The organism is Cylindrospermopsis raciborskii Cr2010, assembly GCF_003367075.2.
Taxonomy (GTDB): Bacteria; Cyanobacteriota; Cyanobacteriia; order Cyanobacteriales; family Nostocaceae; genus Raphidiopsis; species Raphidiopsis raciborskii.
Window position 1 is genome coordinate 2404056 of the sequence record NZ_CP065936.1, and the last position, 17938, is coordinate 2421993.

The 17938-nt window shown below is 41.0% G+C and carries 16 protein-coding genes and 1 tRNA gene; 6 read left to right on the top strand and 11 right to left on the bottom strand.

Going from position 1 to position 17938, the window contains the following annotated elements:
- The first annotated feature begins 60 nt into the window (after positions 1-60).
- Positions 61-300, top strand: a complete 240-nt coding sequence (locus tag C6N34_RS10845) for a hypothetical protein (protein ID WP_006276919.1) — start codon at positions 61-63, stop codon at positions 298-300.
- 66 nt (positions 301-366) lie between these two features.
- Here the strand turns inward: C6N34_RS10845 and C6N34_RS10850 are convergent, their stop codons facing one another.
- Both C6N34_RS10850 and C6N34_RS10855 read right to left on the bottom strand, forming a co-directional pair.
- Positions 367-2178, bottom strand: a complete 1812-nt coding sequence (locus C6N34_RS10850; RefSeq protein WP_057177460.1) for an ABC transporter ATP-binding protein — start codon at positions 2176-2178, stop codon at positions 367-369.
- A gap of 159 nt (positions 2179-2337) precedes the next feature.
- Positions 2338-2967, bottom strand: a complete 630-nt coding sequence (locus C6N34_RS10855) for a hypothetical protein (protein ID WP_057177461.1) — start codon at positions 2965-2967, stop codon at positions 2338-2340.
- A 235-nt stretch (positions 2968-3202) separates the two neighbouring features.
- On the opposite strand from C6N34_RS10855, the gene galE reads away from it, so the two are divergent.
- A complete protein-coding gene (galE, locus tag C6N34_RS10860; RefSeq protein WP_115538788.1) occupies positions 3203-4210 on the top strand; it encodes a UDP-glucose 4-epimerase GalE in 1008 nt (335 codons plus the stop codon).
- Between the two features lie 9 nt (positions 4211-4219).
- On the opposite strand, the gene C6N34_RS10865 is transcribed toward galE, so the two are convergent.
- Positions 4220-4732, bottom strand: coding sequence for a RidA family protein (locus tag C6N34_RS10865; RefSeq protein ID WP_236107013.1), 513 nt, complete (start codon positions 4730-4732; stop codon positions 4220-4222).
- 65 nt (positions 4733-4797) lie between these two features.
- On the opposite strand from C6N34_RS10865, the gene C6N34_RS10870 reads away from it, so the two are divergent.
- Complete coding sequence (locus C6N34_RS10870) at positions 4798-5814, top strand: aldo/keto reductase (protein WP_115538787.1); 1017 nt, start codon at positions 4798-4800, stop codon at positions 5812-5814.
- Between the two features lie 9 nt (positions 5815-5823).
- Here the strand turns inward: C6N34_RS10870 and C6N34_RS10875 are convergent, their stop codons facing one another.
- Entirely contained in the window at positions 5824-6057 is a 234-nt protein-coding gene (locus C6N34_RS10875; protein ID WP_006276929.1) for a hypothetical protein, read from the bottom strand.
- An 85-nt stretch (positions 6058-6142) separates the two neighbouring features.
- On the opposite strand from C6N34_RS10875, the gene C6N34_RS10880 reads away from it, so the two are divergent.
- Positions 6143-8215: an NAD(P)/FAD-dependent oxidoreductase gene (locus tag C6N34_RS10880; RefSeq protein ID WP_115538786.1), complete on the top strand. Its 2073-nt coding sequence runs from the start codon at positions 6143-6145 to the stop codon at positions 8213-8215.
- Here C6N34_RS10880 and C6N34_RS10885 read toward each other — a convergent pair.
- The 6 genes from C6N34_RS10885 to C6N34_RS10910 form a co-directional block, all read right to left on the bottom strand.
- Positions 8212-9345, bottom strand: a complete 1134-nt coding sequence (locus C6N34_RS10885) for a coiled-coil domain-containing protein (protein WP_057177592.1) — start codon at positions 9343-9345, stop codon at positions 8212-8214. The two genes, C6N34_RS10880 and C6N34_RS10885, sit on opposite strands and share 4 nt — an antisense overlap.
- A gap of 40 nt (positions 9346-9385) precedes the next feature.
- On the bottom strand, positions 9386-10897 hold the full coding sequence (locus C6N34_RS10890) for an Ig-like domain-containing protein (RefSeq protein ID WP_115538785.1): 1512 nt from the start codon (positions 10895-10897) through the stop codon (positions 9386-9388).
- Positions 10898-10986: 89 nt separating this feature from the next.
- Positions 10987-11763, bottom strand: coding sequence for a TIGR03943 family putative permease subunit (locus C6N34_RS10895; protein WP_057177466.1), 777 nt, complete (start codon positions 11761-11763; stop codon positions 10987-10989).
- Positions 11764-11787: 24 nt separating this feature from the next.
- Positions 11788-12831 carry a permease gene (locus C6N34_RS10900; protein WP_006276935.1) on the bottom strand — a complete coding sequence of 348 codons (1044 nt, stop codon included), beginning with the start codon at positions 12829-12831 and terminating at the stop codon, positions 11788-11790.
- Between the two features lie 111 nt (positions 12832-12942).
- Positions 12943-13986 carry a c-type cytochrome biogenesis protein CcsB gene (gene ccsB, locus C6N34_RS10905; RefSeq protein ID WP_006276936.1) on the bottom strand — a complete coding sequence of 348 codons (1044 nt, stop codon included), beginning with the start codon at positions 13984-13986 and terminating at the stop codon, positions 12943-12945.
- 52 nt (positions 13987-14038) lie between these two features.
- A complete protein-coding gene (locus C6N34_RS10910) occupies positions 14039-14659 on the bottom strand; it encodes a chorismate lyase (RefSeq protein ID WP_006276937.1) in 621 nt (206 codons plus the stop codon).
- 282 nt (positions 14660-14941) lie between these two features.
- Between C6N34_RS10910 and C6N34_RS10915 the strand changes: the two genes are divergently transcribed.
- Complete coding sequence (locus C6N34_RS10915) at positions 14942-15322, top strand: virulence protein (protein ID WP_220272388.1); 381 nt, start codon at positions 14942-14944, stop codon at positions 15320-15322.
- A gap of 22 nt (positions 15323-15344) precedes the next feature.
- Here C6N34_RS10915 and C6N34_RS10920 read toward each other — a convergent pair.
- Positions 15345-15417 (bottom strand) — tRNA-Ala (locus C6N34_RS10920).
- A 134-nt stretch (positions 15418-15551) separates the two neighbouring features.
- On the opposite strand from C6N34_RS10920, the gene purL reads away from it, so the two are divergent.
- Positions 15552-17888, top strand: coding sequence for a phosphoribosylformylglycinamidine synthase subunit PurL (gene purL, locus C6N34_RS10925; RefSeq protein WP_057177468.1), 2337 nt, complete (start codon positions 15552-15554; stop codon positions 17886-17888).
- Positions 17889-17938 lie beyond the last annotated feature (50 nt).

Here is a 17938-nt window from a genome sequence, read left to right on the forward strand (position 1 = left end):
ACCCAGAGAAAAATTAAGTATTTATGGAGTAAATGCACTCAGCAAAAGGAATCAAAACTGATGACTACTACTAAGACAAAAATCCAAGAACCAATTAGCAATTTAGAATACGATTTTATCACCGTCTTACACAATAAAGCTGCAGCGGTTCAAGCTTATGAACAATATATTAAAGATGCACAAGAGGTAAATTCCCAACCCTGCGTGGAACTATTTGAAAAATTACGTCAATCAGAAATTGATGAAGCTCATGAAATTCGCCAGCATCTGCAACAGGTAATGGTAAAGGGAAAAATGTAGGTTTTTAAAAACATACCTTACCTCAATCACTCCCTATGGGTGTCAGACACCCATAGGGAGATTGTGTTATTGTAATAACTGTTCCATTTGATGCTGACTCCATAACTTTTGGTATAGTCCAGGTTGTTCTACCAAATCCGAATGTTTACCAATTTGCACAATTTCACCCTTTTCCATAACCATAATCCTATCAGCACTAGCAGCAGCAGCAAGTTGATGGGTGATGAAAATTACAGTTTTCCGTTTTTTACCTTGGGAAAGGTTTTGCAGAATCTGGGTAGCTGTTTCATTATCCACACTAGAAAGAGCATCATCTAAAATTAATACCGGAGCATCAACTAACATGGCTCTAGCTAAAGCAGTACGTTGTCTTTGACCTCCTGACAGGGTGATTCCCCTTTCACCTACCAGGGTGTCATATTGTTGGGGAAAGTTATTAATTTCTGCTGCTATGTGAACTAGATTAGCAACACTTTCCACTCTTTCTTGTTCAAACCTCCCCCTAAGTCTATTCTTGGCTAAATTGGCAGCACTACCTAATTCTTCTTGTTCAGTTACAAGGTCACCATAGGAGATATTATTCCTAATACTAGTGCTGAACAAAAAACTATCTTGTGGTACATAGGCAATTGCAGCTCGCAAATCATTTAATGATATTTTTGTAATGTCCCAACCATCTAAGAATAATTGTCCTTCTCCAATATCTAGCAACCTAGGTAAAGCATTGGCTAGAGTTGATTTACCAGAGCCAATTGCTCCTACAACTGCGATCATTTCCCCTGGGTTAATATTAAAGTTAACGCCTGTCAACGCAGAAATCCGACTACCTGGATAGGCATAACTAAAATTATTAGCTGTGATTGCTCCCTTAACCTTATTAATATCTAAGGAAATTGCTTCTGGCACATCTTGAATTTGAGGAGTGACACTGAAAATAGATTCTAGTCTATCAATGCTAACTTCACCCCTTTGGTAAGCAGTAATTGTAAAACCTAGTAGCGCAGTAGGAAAAACTAATCGTTCCACATAAATCAGGAGAGCTAAAAAATCTCCCACGGACAAATTCCCGGAAGATATGCGCATTGTCCCTAACCAAATAATGATCAAAGAACTGATATTTGCTAGTCCACCAATCATGGGAAACAGGGTGCTTCTAGTTTTAGCCAGTGTTAAATTCGCTTTTAATAAAGCCTGGTTTTTATTTTGGAAGGCCCGACGTTCATTTTCCTCTTGAGCATAGATCTTAATTAATGAAATCCCGCTCATATCCTCCTGAATTAATTCACTTATATCCGAAAGTTTTTCCTGTACTGCTGCTTGTTCTTGACGGAGGCGATCGCTAAAAGTATGCACTAAAAATAACATTACCGGATAAACAACCAAAGCTGCTAGGGTCAACTCTATGTTAATCGATAGCATGATTGGTATGGTCATAGAATAGGCAAATACAGTATTTACCAGGCTTAATACTGCAAACCCTAGAAGTCGGCGGATGTTTTCCACATCGCTGGTGGTGCGAGTAATCAAATCCCCGGGTGGGTTAATAGAAAAGTAAGCGGGTTCTAGCTTGAGTAAATGTTCAAAAATCCGTTGTTTTAGTTCAAATTCTACCTGACGACCAACACCAAAAATCCAGATGCGGGAGGCCATACGCATCATCCACATGGCGGAACTGAGCAGAATAATAACTACCGCATAATATAGAATTTGCTTAAAACTAAAAGTAGTAGATAAGGTAGCAACACCAGAGCGAATAAGCAGAGGGATATAAACTCCTAAGCCATTGACAGACAACAGAGCAATAACGCCCAATAATGTTTCTTTCCAATGGGGACGCAAGTAGTTACCAAGTTGAGCAAGTCTTCGAGATTTCACCATTATTTTTATCTTTAATACCTATAGTAGCACCATATAGGTGGGGGCGGGGGAGTTTACCAGGTTGAGAGAGCTCTACTAACTAAGCAAGTATCTCCCAAATAACTCCCCAGTTCCACAGCGGTAGAGTGTCAAACCTGCCAACTTTTTAATCTTTGCAGATTAAGAGCGTCCACGCAAGAAAACATAAATTTGATTCAGATAACTTTCCCAAACCTGGGTGGTGAGTTGTAGAGTTTCCGCACTTGGCACAAAATCTTCTACCCTGAGTCCTCTATTACTAATTGCTTGAGGGGTTTGTAACAAATAGGATGGGATGTTAACACCAGCACTATTTAATATACCACCACTCACTACATCAGATGTAATATTGCTGCTTATTCCTAGTGGCAAGGATGCTACTAATACGGGAGGAGGTAGTATAGTAGCAATAGGGGTTCTGACTAAAAAGTAGGCAATAGCAGGGGTACTAGAAAATAGTAAAATAGCTAATGACCATCCTAACAGATATCCTCCAGGTTTTTCTATACCACCTCCCTTGATTTTTTGAGCGGCGATAATTAACAGCAAAGCTGATGCTCCCAATGGTTTGAGGGGAAAAGAAATAAATCGCCACAGAGAAGCAACTACAGGTTCACCTGGGTTGAAAAATGCCAAAGCCAACACGGAAATTATTAACCCCACTACAATTCTACCAACAAAGTTAACCGTGGGGTAGAATTTTTGGAACAGGGAGTAGGCAATAACCCCAATTAATAGCCATAGTAAAACCCGGCTTAATAATTGAAACATAAATAAATCAACTCTCTATTTTTTTGCACAGCTAGTCTGGAGAATTACATATAGCATTAGCCCAGGATAGTGGCCCAGGTGGCCAGAAAATTCATCTCAGAGTCAAAAGCCTAAATAACTTTTTACTCCCAAATCCAAACTTTTGCCACAAATGGGTTTATTTTACCGTCAAACCGTAATCTCCCAGCTACTCATAAACCTAAATGCAGCACAAATCACAAATTAGGAGCAAATTATGTCTATTTTCCCAATTTCAAAACCCACAGTTTTAGTCACAGGTGGAGCAGGTTATATAGGTTCCCATGCGGTCAAAGCCCTATTACAAGATGGTTATCATGTCCTTATTCTGGATAATCTGGTCTATGGTCACCGGGATCTAGTCGAACAGGTATTACAGGTAGAACTCATTCAAGGAGATATACAAGATATCCCCCTCTTAAATTCCATATTTCAACGGTATCAAGTGGAAGTTGTTATGCATTTCTCAGCATACGCCTACGTAGGTGAGTCAGTTACTGATCCAGCCAAGTATTATCGTAATAATGTAGTAGCCACTTTAAGTCTTTTAGAAGCCATGCTGGGAGCTGGTATTTACAAGTTTGTTTTTTCTTCCACCTGTGCTACCTACGGAGTCCCCCAGTTTATTCCCCTGACGGAAGAACATCCCCAGCATCCGATTAATCCCTATGGAGCTACTAAACTTATGGTAGAGCGGATACTCTCGGATTTTGATATTGCATACGGGTTAAAATACGTATCTTTCCGTTACTTTAACGCTGCTGGTGCTGATCCTAGTGGGATTTTGGGGGAAGACCATAACCCAGAAACCCATTTAATCCCACTAGTATTGCAAACCGCCTTGGGTAAAAGGTCTTCAATTTCGATTTTTGGCACTGATTATCCCACTCCCGATGGCACTTGTATTCGTGATTATATTCACGTCACTGACCTAGCAATTGCCCATATTTTGGGTCTGGAATACCTGCTGCAGGGGGGTACTAGCACAGTTTTTAACTTGGGTAATGGCAACGGTTTTTCCGTCAAAGAAGTCATTGCTGCTGCAAAGGAAGTTACAGGTAACAATATACCCATTACTGAGTGCGATCGCCGTCCCGGGGATCCGCCTATTCTCATTGGTAGCAGTGAGAAAGCCAGGAAAATACTAGGTTGGCAACCGGTATACCCTCATATCAACGAGATAGTTTCCCATGCTTGGAAGTGGCATCAGAAAAGACATGGGTAGAATTAAGTGTTAACTAATTACAGCAATGCATTCAATTTCTACTAATACATCTTTAGGCAACCGAGAAACCTGTACACAGGCGCGTGCGGGAGCAGAGTCAGTTGAAAAATAGCGAGCATAAACCGCATTCATAGCGGCAAAATCTTGCATATCAGACAAAAACACACTAGTTTTCACCACATCGTTAAAGGTGGCACCTGCTTGAGTGAGAATAGCCTCAAGATTGGTCATTACCTGTTCCGTTTGTTTAGTGATATCAGTGGTATGAACCACATCTCCTAAAACTGGGTCTATGGCTATTTGTCCAGCTACGAACACCATCTTCCCAGTGGCTACAATGGCTTGATTATAAGGACCAACCGGTGCGGGTGCTTTCTCAGTACGAATAACTTGACGGGCCATAAAAATATCTTTTGCTGGATCCCCTATAATATACCTGATTACCTGAAACCAGTCAACAGAATTCCTAGCAACTATCTCCAGTCGGTTGAAAACTTTCCGGTGGGTTTCGATGGAGCTCAACGTTTAGTCTTGAACTTACGTTAAAAGGCTCAAAGCTTATAAAAGAGTTAAATCAAAATTTATCTATGCTACCTACAAAAAGCTATTTACAACTTACTCCTGATTTACGAATTTGCCGCATTTTAAATGGAATGTGGCAGGTTTCTGGCGGACACGGACGCATTGTGCCAAAAAACGCTTTAAGTGCTATGTTCAAATATGTTGATGCTGGTTTTACTACCTGGGATCTGGCAGATCACTATGGCCCAGCAGAGGATTTAATCGGGGAGTTCCGTCGTCAGTTAATAGCACAGCGCGGAGAGTTAGCAGCTAATAATATTCAAACCTTCACCAAATGGGTTCCCCGCCCTGTTAACATGACTAAGGGAATCGTTGAAGAAAATATTAATATTTCCTTAAAAAGGATGGATGTGCCATCTTTGGACCTAATGCAGTTTCATTGGTGGGAATATGGCAATTCTAACTATTTAAATGCCCTAAAATATATGGTAGAGTTACAAGCCCAGGGCAAAATTAAACACTTAGCTTTGACTAACTTCGATACGGAACACTTGCAAATCATTACCCAAGCTGGCATAAGAATTGTTTCCAATCAAGTGCAATATTCTCTAGTTGATAGAAGACCAGAAGTGAATATGATTAAATTTTGTGAAGCACACAATATTAAGTTATTGACCTATGGTACTATTTGCGGTGGTTTTTTATCCGAAAAATATTTGGGACAGTCAGAACCTCGCAGTTTTGATTTAAATACCATTAGCTTAAAAAAGTACAAAAACATGATTGATGCTTGGGGTGGATGGCAATTGTTCCAGTCCCTACTTACTACTCTTAAACAAATAGCAGACAAGCATCAAGCTAGTATTGCTAATGTGGCTATCAATTATATTCTAAAACAGCCAGCAGTAGCAGGTGTAATCGTAGGTGCAAGGCTGGGAATTAGCGAACACATAGCAGATAATCAGCGGGTTTTTGAGTTTGATTTGGATGATGAAGATATCAAAATCATCAATAGGGTTTGCCAACAATCACGAGATTTGTATCAGGTCATAGGGGACTGTGGTGATGAGTACAGGAGATGAGGAGAAGATTTATGAGAAAATTTCCCATGCTTGTGCTACCAGCTGGCTCAGCCATCTTCTTTGTTGGCGGTCTAACATGGGATCCTCTTCCAGAACTTGAGCAGTTAAATCTTCTAGGGACTGCCCTTGGGCGCGACCTAACTGGACTAATCCTGCAATGGCGGCAGCTACTAACTCTTCATCAACGGGTTGTTGTCGTAGGGCGACGATTTCTTGAGGACTCTGTGGGATAGGATAATTCATGGCGCGAATTTAGGATAAATTTTTTAGGTAAGTTTAGGTACGTTTACAACAACATCACAAAAACATTGGGAGATATCACTAGAAAATGAAAGAGCTTCTTTACTTAGAAATTCCCACCAGCGATAGTGGTGCTGTCCGGGACTGGCTACAAACAGAGTTTGTTCCGGGAGATGGAGAAAAATTACTAACTCCACAAGGAGTTCGCGTGGTAAATGAGGAGTTATCTATTGAAAAACATTTAGCTACGGAACTCTCGATTTTTGTTTGGTCTGTACAGCGAACAACATACTTGAAGGTGTTTCGTTGGGGAGATAAACCATTTAGAAGAGAAGGTTTAGTTTTACAACGCTTAACTATGGGTATTCGGAGCCGCTTTCCCCACCAATACCCCGATCCCCCAAAGATTGACCCCCAAAGGTCAATTTTTACAGAATTAGAACCCTATTATCCTCTAACTGTCAAGTATTTTCAGAAAATTCCCAATGGGGAATATGATCTTAAACGTGTTTACTGGTGGGAGCAACGTTGGCGCGAAGGTGTCAAAAGTCCTCAGCAACCCCGTCAAGTAGTTTTTGACCACCAAACAACCTCATCAGAAAACTCATCTGGCCCAATCTATGACCTAATCTATATCGGTGGCGCTTTGGGTTCAATCCATGCTGCAGTTATGGCTAGATTGGGTTATAAGGTGCTACTGATTGAAAGATTACCTTTTGGCAGAATGAATAGGGAATGGAATATTTCTCGGGATGAAATTCAAAGTCTAATCAATCTAAACTTACTTACAAATGAAGAAGTAGAAACTATTATTGCTAGAGAGTATAAAGATGGTTTTAATAAGTTTTTTGATGCCAATAATCCATCTGACTTGCAAGCACCTGTATTACACACACCTACGGTTCTGAATGTGGCTCTGGATGCTGAGATATTATTAACCCTGTGTGGACAAAAACTGCGAGATGCTGGTGGTGATATTTGGGATGAAACAGAATTTGTGCGAGCAGATGTCACTAGTTCACAAGTTAGTGTAACTGTCAAGAGTATAACTACAGGAAATGAGAAACTAGTAGGGGGTAGATTACTCATAGATGCTATGGGTACTGCTTCTCCTATAGCTTGGCAATTAAATGGTGGTAGAGCTTTTGATAGTGTGTGTCCTACAGTGGGTGCTATTATAGAGAAGGGATTCGCTCCTGGAGTGTGGGACTCCCAGTATGGGGATGTTTTGTATAGTCATGGGGATATTTCTAGGGGAAGACAGTTAATTTGGGAGTTGTTTCCAGGAAAGGGGGAAGAACTGACAATTTATCTATTTCACTATCATCAGGTAAATGGTAAAAATCCCGGTTCTCTTTTGGAAATGTATGAGGACTTTTTTGCAATTTTACCAGAATACCGCCGTTGTGACCTGGATAACCTGGTGTGGAAAAAGGCTACTTTTGGCTATATACCCGGGCATTTTAGTACCAGTAGTAGAGATCGCAAGGTGGCTTTTAACCGAGTAATTGCCATTGGTGATTCCGCTTCTTTACAATCTCCTTTAGTATTTACTGGTTTCGGTTCTCTGGTTCGCAACCTGGACCGTTTAACGACTCTGTTGAATACTGCTTTAAAACATAATTTACTGAGTTTCACACATCTAAATAGAATTCGTGCCTACCAAAGTAACGTTTCTGTAACTTGGTTATTCTCTAAAGGAATGATGGTTCCCACGGGGAAATTTATTCCTCCCCAAAGGGTAAATGCTATGCTCAATACCTTCTTTGGTTTGCTGGTAGATGAACCTTTACAGGTAGTGGACAATTTTATTAAAGACCGCTGTGACTGGTTAACCTTTAATCGTCTAGCGATAAAAGCTGCTAGCAAAAATCCTGCTTTACTGATTTGGATTTGGCAAATGGCGGGTTTTCAGGATCTAGTTAAATGGTTGGGCAATTATTTTAATTTTGGTGTTCATGCTCTGGTAAGCGCTTTGCTGGGAACCTGGTTCTCCCCATTCCTCCAATGGAATCAGTCCTGGTTGGAACCTAATTATCCCGCACTTTGGCTACAATTATTGGAAATTAATTATGCCATTACCATTGGGAGGCGTGTTAACACTCGATTTGTCACTTCCATTTCTTCAGATTTGTCTGTAGGTAAGTTTAGGAAGAGTTAACGAGCGTCTTGATTTTGAGACTGAGGTGGGAAATTTGGCAGCTCTACTGCTGCTAAGGTTTTTCTCACTTTCACCGTTCGACCAGGGTAAATCAAAGGTGAAGGTGATTTCTCTTCTGAATCTTGCTCTAAAGGTTCTACAGGGGAGAAGTTATTAGACGAATTATTAATTTTATTAATTGACCATTGTAGATCGTAATTATTTTGTTGGTCACTGGTGTTCATGTTGATGGTATTTATGGGACAATCAGATAACAAGTTCACTTTGGGTAAATTATTTATATCTTTTGAACTTTCTGAAGTCATGGTTGGTCTAGGTTCATTTTCCTCTGGATTTGAGTCTATGATATTGGTCTCCTTGGTATTATTTGTCCGATTTGTATTTGATATATCTGACACATCGGGATTAGAAGCAAAAAACACGGACAGAATATCTTCCAATCTCTGATCTACATGGGAAGTCTCTTCGGGGACATCCATTGTGTTTTCTGTGGGTTGGTTAAATTCTGAGTCTACATAGTCCATTGCTGACCAAGGTCTAATGGGTTCCCTGTGTGATAATAAAGACTGCACTTTTTTATAAAATCTGCTGTCCTCCGTATTTACATCTAAATAACAAGCATTATCATCTATTTCTTGATCGCTAGAAGCAGGATTATCTAAACACTTTTCCAAAGCAGCTTTAAACTGTAGGGTTTGACGCTGTTGTCTTAAAAGTCGCATACCTAATTCACGACAGGTATTTTCTGACTGTAGTAACTGTTGAGATTGTTCACTACATTTAGTTTGTAGAAGGGTACATTCTCTTTCTAGTTGGGCGATTCTTTGTTGATTTATTTGCGATTCTGCTTTATGGGTTTCAATAAACATCTCCTGACTTTCCATATTTTGCAAAGCAGTTTCCAATTGCTGGGAAAGGGACTGTATTCGCTCTTGAGCAGCTGTTATCTCCTGATTCTGCTGATTTAACATGGATTCGCTGACGCTAGAGCGTTTTTTTTGCCACTGTAGAATTTTTTCCGCTTCCCCTAATTCCTTGTTTAACTTCTCCAATTTTCTACATAAATCATTGTTAACATTTTTTAGTTCTTGATTTAAGGTTACTAACTGTTGTATTTCTGAATCTACCATGACTTGTTTCTCTCTGTATAATTGTAAAATAATAGAAAGGTTATGGGAGCCATACCGGGTTAAATCCATCCATAGGAAGTGTTTCCGGTTTAATCAGAGACTTGCCTTGATCTTCAGCAATCGGTACTAGGGGCATAAACCATAGACTACTTTTGGCGATCGCCTCTCCATCATTGGTTTTCAAGATACTAGGTGGTAAGGAAAGGGAGTTATTACTTACAGGTACAATTTGGTCAAACAAAACTGCTAAACCATCGGGAGCTAGGCTCATTTGTACATTTCTTTGTCCTAATGGTAACATTAAAATTGGTTTATACTTTTTTGTATCCAGATTGATCGCCACCAGGTAAGGTTGTTCCACATATTTGTCTTGTGATACTAAACTAGTTAATAAGCAGTAGAGAGTGGGTGAGGAAGGATCAAAACTGCAGTAAAGTATGGATCCTGAGGTTTTTAGTAATGGTTTCTGAACTCCTTGATTGGTAACCAAGAATAAATCTCTAGTATAATCGCTATTAAATTTTACCATAGCAGCTTGGGAACCATCTTTAGAAAAGGCTTGTACCAAACCAAACTGAGGTAAAAAGTCCAATGGTTTACTTGTATCTCCTGCTAGGGATAAAATCGCAGTTCCTTGTCCTTGGGCAACTGCTACTGCTTTGCTATCCGGTGTAATGATAAAGTCACCTGCTGGTTTACCTTCTAAGCGTTTTAGTGTTACTTTTCCATTGGAATCTAGGTTATCCAGGGATGAATACCATAGTCCAAAATCTCCAGGATTATCTTTTTTACCTCTTTGAACCACAATAGTTTCCCCGTCAGGGGACAAGTCAAACTTGAGGTTTTGATACTCTTGACTGTCCAACATTAAACCCAGTTTACCTGCTGGTTCTGATTTTTGTTCTTGTCCATTAACTATTCCTGTAGTCACTGTATAAATTTTCGCCGACAGTAAATCTGGATTATTACTTGCACGAGCGGAAAACAGGATTTTATCCCCTATAGGAAATGGCTCAAAGTCCATAACAATTAAATCCCTGGGGGTAAGTATGGTTTTCTGCTCTTGGGTTAAGTTATAAAGAACCAACCTACCATATTCCTGGGGACTTGCACCAATATAGACTAACGCACGATTGCGAGTAGAGAAACTACCCGTAAAAGATTTGATTAGTCTATTGCTATTCTGACTGCGGGAAAATTTGTCCTTGGCTTTATTTAACGAAACTTGATAATTTGTGCCATAGGGAGCTGGTGTTAATAGTGTGTAGACCATCCTTTTCCCCGCCCAGCTGATTTTACCAGCTAGTGGTGGGGTAATTTGCAAATTATCCTCCACACTTTTAGCATCCATGGGACGACTAAAGACCAGACTAAATGCAGTATCTTCAGCACCAATCTGTCGATCTTGCCAACTAAAACTGCGCACAGTGGGTTTTACACCATCCCCCTGAGCAATAGTTATTCCAATCAACAAACCTAACACTAATATCAGGGCGATCGCCGCACGATCTAGTTGTGAAACAGACAAAATAGATTTATAGGTTTTAGTCATCGGTAGAAATGGAAAATAATTCCTGTACAAATGCAAACAAATCTAAACAAGTCTCGGGTTAATTAACATATTTTAGTCACCTAATACACCTAATAACTGTAAGGATTTTTGGGCTGGGGAATTTTGCGGATAGAATTAGCCTTAATAGTGAGTCGGCGTTTACCAGCAATATTGGCCGTGATCATTTGTCCTTCCACTTCTAACCAGGTATCTGGGGGATATTGGTCGCGATTAGTGGGGAGTTGGACAGGTAATCCAGCGGGATAAACGTCCGCAGCACAACAAGTAATCACAAACCTAGCTAAGATAAGATGGTCCAGATTGAGTTCCTGGGAGTGAATCACAAACCCTTGAACTTTGACCTTCTGTCCAGTATAAGCGTCCGGTTCTGGATAGACATTGAGTATTCTTACCCAATCTATTAGAGTTCGCTCTTCTGGACGGGTATTAGCGCGAAAGGACTGGGGTTGAGTCCGTGTTGCTCCTAGTATTTCCGTAACTTCTCGATTCAGTGCTGTTTGGGAAGCAAAGACTTGAGGACTAATAATAAATCCTAAAACCGCAGCAACTAATAGCAAGCTGCTACTCCACCCAGGGGGAAACACATTAATATGTTGTTCACCACTGGTGATTTGATCGGGAGGAATTTTGTGCCAAAGTTGCAAACTTTTACAAAAACTCATGGTCAGTAAACCAATAGCAGCTACAATAACTAACCAAAAGAAATCAGGGTGAATTAAGAGATTCAGTTTATTGGTTAGCCAGTACTTCAAGATTAGCACTCCCCAAGCAGCAATGGCTACTACCTCTAACCAAGGGAGTAAATGATTAGGCGTTTGGGATTTAGCATTTCGTAGTGAAGTCATACACGTAAAATCACAGCATTTAAGCTACATGATGTGGAGATTTAAAAACAAGGTAAATAAAAGTGTCAATTGACCTGCTAAGGCAAATAAATAAAACAGAGCTTTTGGTTTGAAAACAGATAACATTAATCCCACACCCTTAATGTCAATCATTGGACCGAAGACAAGAAAGGCTAATAAAGATCCACTAGTAAAAGTTGAAGCGAAGGAGAGGGCAAAAAAGGAGTCAACCGTGGAACAAATTGATACCACTGTAGCTAGTAACAACATGGTAAGAATTGAACTAATTGGCCCCGCACCCAAACTGAGAATCACATCTCGGGGGGCTAATACTTGAATAGCTGCTGCTATGGCACTACCTAGTACCATTATGGCTCCTAATTCTCGGAGTTCCTGGATAGCATTATCTAAAACCAGGCCCAGTTTCCCAATTAAAGTTCTGTTGGGTGTTTTTACAACTGTTTGAGAAAAATTTCCACTTAACCTGGTGGATATACCTGCTTTACCACCGAGGATATAGGTTCCCGATTGCAAAAGGGGACTGGGGGTTGTAACCTGTTCTTGTAATTGTGGGGTTTTTGGTTCTGTCTGTGCTGGGGGGTTAAATTTCAAATAGCGGGCAATCTGGGGTTGCAGGTAAGGAGTAATATCCTTTTGAAAGCTGAACACAAAGCCAATAATAGTAGCAATTGATAAGGATAAAACCACTCTTAAAACTACTATTTCCGGTTGATCCCTAAATGCAGTCCACGTTGCCCAAATCACAATTGGGTTGATAGTTGGTGCTGCTAGCAAAAAACCAATAGCAACCGACGTGGGCACTCCTTGCATTAGTAATCGTCTAGCTACTGGTACGTTACCACACTCGCAAACTGGAAATAAAAAGCCAATCATGCTGCCAAACAAAGCTCCCAGGAAGGGATTTTTAGGCATTATATCTACAAGTTTGCGCTCTTCAACGAAAAACAACAACAAGCTAGAAAATAAAACACCTAAAAGCAAAAAAGGCATTGCCTCGACCAGCAGACTTAGAAATAGAGTAAAACCATTATTTAATTGACTTATCATCATTTCGTCTTAGTCAAAAGCGATTTGGTAACTTTAGGTTATACCCAGTTATTCTATCTAAATATTGGTCAAATCGGGAATGGGGATCAGGGGAGATTCCCCCTGATAGAATTAGAGAAACCAACCGTAGGAATGTAAGCCTTTACCCAACAGATTTACGCCTAAATAGCAGGTCCAAACCACTAAAAAACCACCAGCTGCTAAAATTGCTGGTTTTCTTCCTTGCCAACCACGGGTAATTCTGGCGTGAAGATAAGCAGCAAAAACCAACCAGGTAATTAGGGCCCAAGTTTCTTTTGGATCCCAACTCCAATAGGAACCCCACGCCTCATTGGCCCAAACGCCACCAGCAATAATACCTATTGTTAGTAAGGGAAAACCAAGACCAATTACCCGATAGCTAATATTGTCCAAGGTTTCCGCTAGGGTCAGACGTTGGGGAGAAAGGGTTGTAACTGGTGATATATGGTCAGCTTTCACCACTTCTAAAACTGCTGTACTATATCCATTACCATTTTGATTGCTTTCTACCCGGGCAAAACCATTCTTTTCTCCTCCAGAACCTTCCATCATTAATTCCTGGGATTTGAGCAGTTTATAACCATTGGTACGATAACCACCATTACCTACCGAACTACCCTGTAATTCAATATTTTGACCCTGGGTGACAATTAAAAAGGCGATCGCCAGTAAAGAACCTACCATTAAAGCTGAATAGCTTAACATCATCACACTGACGTGCATCATTAGCCAGTTAGACTTAAGAGCTGGTACTAGTGGTTCTGAATTTTGCATTTGCGATGGTAGGGTGAGGGTAGCAAAAGCGGTAATACCCATGGCTACGGGAGCAGTTACTACGCCTACCAATCTGCTACGACTAGTATATTCGGCAATTAAATGAATAGCAGTAATTCCCCAGGTGAGAAAAAATAGGGATTCATAAAGATTACTCAAAGGGAAATAACCCGCCTCCATCCATCTTGCTGTTAATAGAACAGCAATGGACAAATTGGCAATGGCCATTCCAGCGGTTCCCAGTGCTGCGGTGATGGAAAAACTAGGAAAAGCTGTCCCCACCCAATATATCAGCATGGTACAGAACAAAATAGCAAAGGAAGCATTATCTAGCCAATTCTGGAGTACAACCAGATTCATAAAAAGTTCTCCGGTATCTACAACCTACTCAAGTCCACTCGTGCATCAGAAATCAAAAGTCTGCGGGGGATACTACAGTTTCACCTAAGTATTTAGTTAGATAGGGTGAGAAAACCTCATAGATTAAGGTTAAAGGTTTTCCATGATGCCAAAACAAGTAGTGGCGACCCCAAAAAGGTCCTGGTTGCCCAAAACCTAACTGTAGCGCATCCGAGTAACCGCAATAAATTCCTCGAATGTCCCTATACAATTCCGTACGAATTCTTGCTAAACTTGCCCAAATTGGTAGAGAGCGGTTTTGCAAAAATTCATCCACATGACTGGCCTCCCACCAAGATGTAGCATAACCCAATCTTTGACCGGATGATGTCTTTAGCCATACCTGTCGTCGTAATCTTGGGCCTGGTAAGGTTTCAATTAAATTGGGAGCCTGATCTAAATCCATGCCCACAAATGACATATCAATTACATCCACTTCTATTGGCTCACAGGTGAGTAATTGCAGGTGTTTAGTGGGGGAACCATCACCCAATAATAATAACTGCCATGGGGGAGCTAATTGGGTGTGTGGTAGTCCTCCTTGAATTTCTTCTTCCTCACCTTGCCAAATGGGTTGAAGAGGATGCCAGCTGGTTGGCAACTTGTTGGTTGGGGGAGCAAAAGTGGTAGTCAATTAATACCTTAGCCAAAAAAAAGTATGAAAAGGAAGGGTTGATAAGGAAGGGTTGATATGGTAGAGTTATGGTCTTGCAAAACGAAAACTCAAAAACTACACACAGCCCATGTTAGAGATCATAACACTATTATGTTATCATGGTAGGGCAATGCACTGGTGTGGATAGACATCAGTCAACGCCGTATCACACCGAGGTAATGTACTTCAAAAATTTTTTAATCAAAATCGACTATAATAGCTATAATGCTACGTTGAAATCATGATTGATTGGAGGTCAGTATGCTTACCCAGACTCCTCAAAAGAGAGTAGTTAATAGTGTAGTTACTCAGCAACAAAAAGAGAAAAGGCCTGAAGGAGGAAGAATGTACGCTATTGCCTTTGACATGGATATTGAGTCACTCAAGCTTAACTACGGAGATCCCTACAATAACGCCTATAGTGAGATTGGTAGGGTGTTGCAAAGGAACGGATTTACTCGCCAGCAAGGTAGTGTCTATTTTGGCAACGAAAATATTAACGCAGTTACGTGCGTTCTTGCTGCAATCGAGGTATCAAAGTCGCTTCCTTGGTTTGCTACATCTGTAAGGGATATTCGTATGCTTAGAATTGAAGAACTAAATGATCTAATGCCAGCCGTTCAACAAGGTGGAATAGCATAACAAATCACTGTTGTATTTAAAATGGAGTTAAGCGGAATCGAACCGCTGACCTCTTCAATGCCATTGAAGCGCTCTACCAATTGAGCTATAACCCCTCAACTATTCTTGGATGTTACCTTGTCTTGCTCAAGATGTCAAGCAGATTTTCTAAAAAAGCTGTGTTAGAAACACCGGTTTTATCCCAACTTTTCGATAAAATAAACATCTGTACCTTTGGTGTAAAACAGACATGAGTACCAGTCCCTTTTCTTCCCAAGAAATCGCCTCCCAAGGCATTAAACCAGATGAATATGCTGACATAGTGCGTCGTCTAGGTCGTCACCCCAATAAGGCTGAATTGGGAATGTTTGGAGTGATGTGGTCCGAACACTGCTGCTATAAAAATTCCCGCCCGTTGCTCAAACAGTTCCCCACTACTGGACCACGCATTCTGGTGGGACCTGGCGAAAATGCTGGTGTGGTAGACTTGGGACAGGGACTGCAATTAGCATTTAAGATAGAGTCCCATAATCACCCCTCTGCTGTGGAACCTTTTCAGGGTGCTGCTACCGGTGTAGGTGGTATATTAAGGGATATATTTACCATGGGGGCGCGTCCCATTGGAATATTAAATTCCCTCCGGTTTGGCAATTTAGAGGATCCAAAAACCCAAAGATTATTTACGGGTGTGGTGTCGGGTATAGCCCATTATGGGAATTGTGTAGGTGTTCCCACTGTGGGGGGTGAAGTTTATTTTGATTCAGCCTATTCAGGAAATCCTCTAGTTAATGTTATGGCTTTGGGATTAATGGAAACACCCACCATAGTTAAATCTGGGGCAGCAGGAATAGGGAACCCAGTTCTATACGTTGGTTCTACCACTGGGCGAGATGGTATGGGTGGTGCTAGTTTTGCCAGCGCTGAATTAACCGATGAGTCCATGGATAACCGTCCCGCAGTGCAGGTGGGCGACCCATTTCTGGAAAAGTCTTTAATTGAGGCATGTTTAGAAGCATTCAAGACAGGAGCGGTAGTAGCTGCTCAGGATATGGGCGCTGCAGGGATTACTTGCTCTACTTCGGAAATGGCTGCTAAGGGTGGTGTAGGTATTCAGTTTGACTTAGATAAGGTTCCGGCTCGAGAGTTAGGAATGATACCTTATGAGTACCTGCTTTCCGAATCTCAGGAAAGGATGTTATTTGTGTCCCAGAAGGGGAGAGAGCAGGAGTTAATTGATATTTTCCAGCGTTGGGGACTCCATGCAGTAGTTGCAGGGGAGGTAATTAGTGAGCCAGTGGTGAGAATTTTATTTCAGGGGGAAGTAGCAGCATCCATTCCAGCAAAGGCTTTGGCTGAAAATACTCCTTTGTATGAAAGGAAACTATTGTCGGAACCTCCAGAATATGTAAAACTAGCTTGGGAGTGGACTTCAGCCAAGTTACCAACTTGCGATGTCAGGGGAATTGAGGTACAGGGAGAGTTTTTAAGTTGGCAAGATATTCTCTTGAAATTACTCAATACGCCTACTATTGCTTCTAAGAGTTGGGTATATCGTCAATATGATCATCAAGTCCAAAATAATACTGTATTGTTACCTGGTGGTGCGGATGCAGCAGTGCTGCGATTACGTCCCTTATCAGAATCCACGGTCACCCATTGGGAATCTGGGGTGGCGGCTACGGTAGATTGTAATTCGCGCTATGTGTATCTTGATCCTTATGAAGGTGCTAAGGCAGTGGTGGCTGAAGCAGCGCGGAATCTTAGTTGTGTAGGTGCACAACCGTTAGCAGTGACTGATAACCTGAATTTTGGCAGTCCAGAAAAGGAAGTAGGTTATTGGCAGTTGGCTTATGCTTGTAAAGGAATTAGTGAAGGATGTAGGGAGCTGGGAACTCCTGTAACGGGTGGTAATGTTTCTTTATATAATGAGACCTTTGATGCACAGGGAAATCCTCAGGCAATTTACCCTACTCCGGTAGTGGGAATGGTTGGTTTAATTGAGGATTTACAAAAAATCTGTGGTCAGGGTTGGCAAAATGTAGGTGATGGAATTTATCTGTTAGGTTTACCAGTTTCCGTGAAGTTGGAGTTGGGTGGATCGGAATATTTAGCAGTTATTCATCACACTGTTGCTGGTAAACCACCAAAAATTGATTTTGCCCTGGAACGGGATGTGCAACAGGTCTGTCGTTATGGTATTAGTCACAAATGGGTTAGTTCTGCCCATGATAGTGCTGAAGGTGGTCTGATAGTCGCTTTGGCAGAATGCTGTTTGAGTGGAAATTTAGGAGCATCCATTAATTTGGGTATTTCTTCTAATGAGGAATGTCGCTTTGATGAAGTGCTTTTTGGTGAAGGTGGGGCCCGAATCCTAGTTTCCGTACCCGGAACCTATCAACAAGTTTGGGAGTCCTATTTACAAACACACCTAGGGAATAATTGGCAAAAGTTGGGTTCGGTTGTCAATTTATCATCTGGGTTGACTGTTTCTACCCTTGATGACTATGAGGTAATGGGTATGGATATTCCTCAAATGGGCAATGTTTATCATCAGGCGATCGCCCAGCGACTGGCTTTTTATGAGTGAAGTAACTAACAATTTATTTTTTATCCTTGACCGATTTGCGATACTCTGAT

Excerpts from the sequence above, each read along its gene's own strand:
- C6N34_RS10845 (WP_006276919.1), top strand. The coding sequence starts at position 61 with ATGACTACTACTAAGACAAAAATCCAAGAACCAATTAGCAATTTAGAA.
- C6N34_RS10850 (WP_057177460.1), bottom strand. The coding sequence starts at position 2,178 with ATGGTGAAATCTCGAAGACTTGCTCAACTTGGTAACTACTTGCGTCCC.
- C6N34_RS10855 (WP_057177461.1), bottom strand. The coding sequence starts at position 2,967 with ATGTTTCAATTATTAAGCCGGGTTTTACTATGGCTATTAATTGGGGTT.
- galE (WP_115538788.1), top strand. The coding sequence starts at position 3,203 with ATGTCTATTTTCCCAATTTCAAAACCCACAGTTTTAGTCACAGGTGGA.
- C6N34_RS10870 (WP_115538787.1), top strand. The coding sequence starts at position 4,798 with ATGCTACCTACAAAAAGCTATTTACAACTTACTCCTGATTTACGAATT.
- C6N34_RS10875 (WP_006276929.1), bottom strand. The coding sequence starts at position 6,057 with ATGAATTATCCTATCCCACAGAGTCCTCAAGAAATCGTCGCCCTACGA.
- C6N34_RS10880 (WP_115538786.1), top strand. The coding sequence starts at position 6,143 with ATGAAAGAGCTTCTTTACTTAGAAATTCCCACCAGCGATAGTGGTGCT.
- C6N34_RS10885 (WP_057177592.1), bottom strand. The coding sequence starts at position 9,345 with ATGGTAGATTCAGAAATACAACAGTTAGTAACCTTAAATCAAGAACTA.
- C6N34_RS10890 (WP_115538785.1), bottom strand. The coding sequence starts at position 10,897 with ATGACTAAAACCTATAAATCTATTTTGTCTGTTTCACAACTAGATCGT.
- C6N34_RS10895 (WP_057177466.1), bottom strand. The coding sequence starts at position 11,763 with ATGACTTCACTACGAAATGCTAAATCCCAAACGCCTAATCATTTACTC.
- C6N34_RS10900 (WP_006276935.1), bottom strand. The coding sequence starts at position 12,831 with ATGATAAGTCAATTAAATAATGGTTTTACTCTATTTCTAAGTCTGCTG.
- ccsB (WP_006276936.1), bottom strand. The coding sequence starts at position 13,986 with ATGAATCTGGTTGTACTCCAGAATTGGCTAGATAATGCTTCCTTTGCT.
- C6N34_RS10915 (WP_220272388.1), top strand. The coding sequence starts at position 14,942 with ATGCTTACCCAGACTCCTCAAAAGAGAGTAGTTAATAGTGTAGTTACT.
- purL (WP_057177468.1), top strand. The coding sequence starts at position 15,552 with ATGAGTACCAGTCCCTTTTCTTCCCAAGAAATCGCCTCCCAAGGCATT.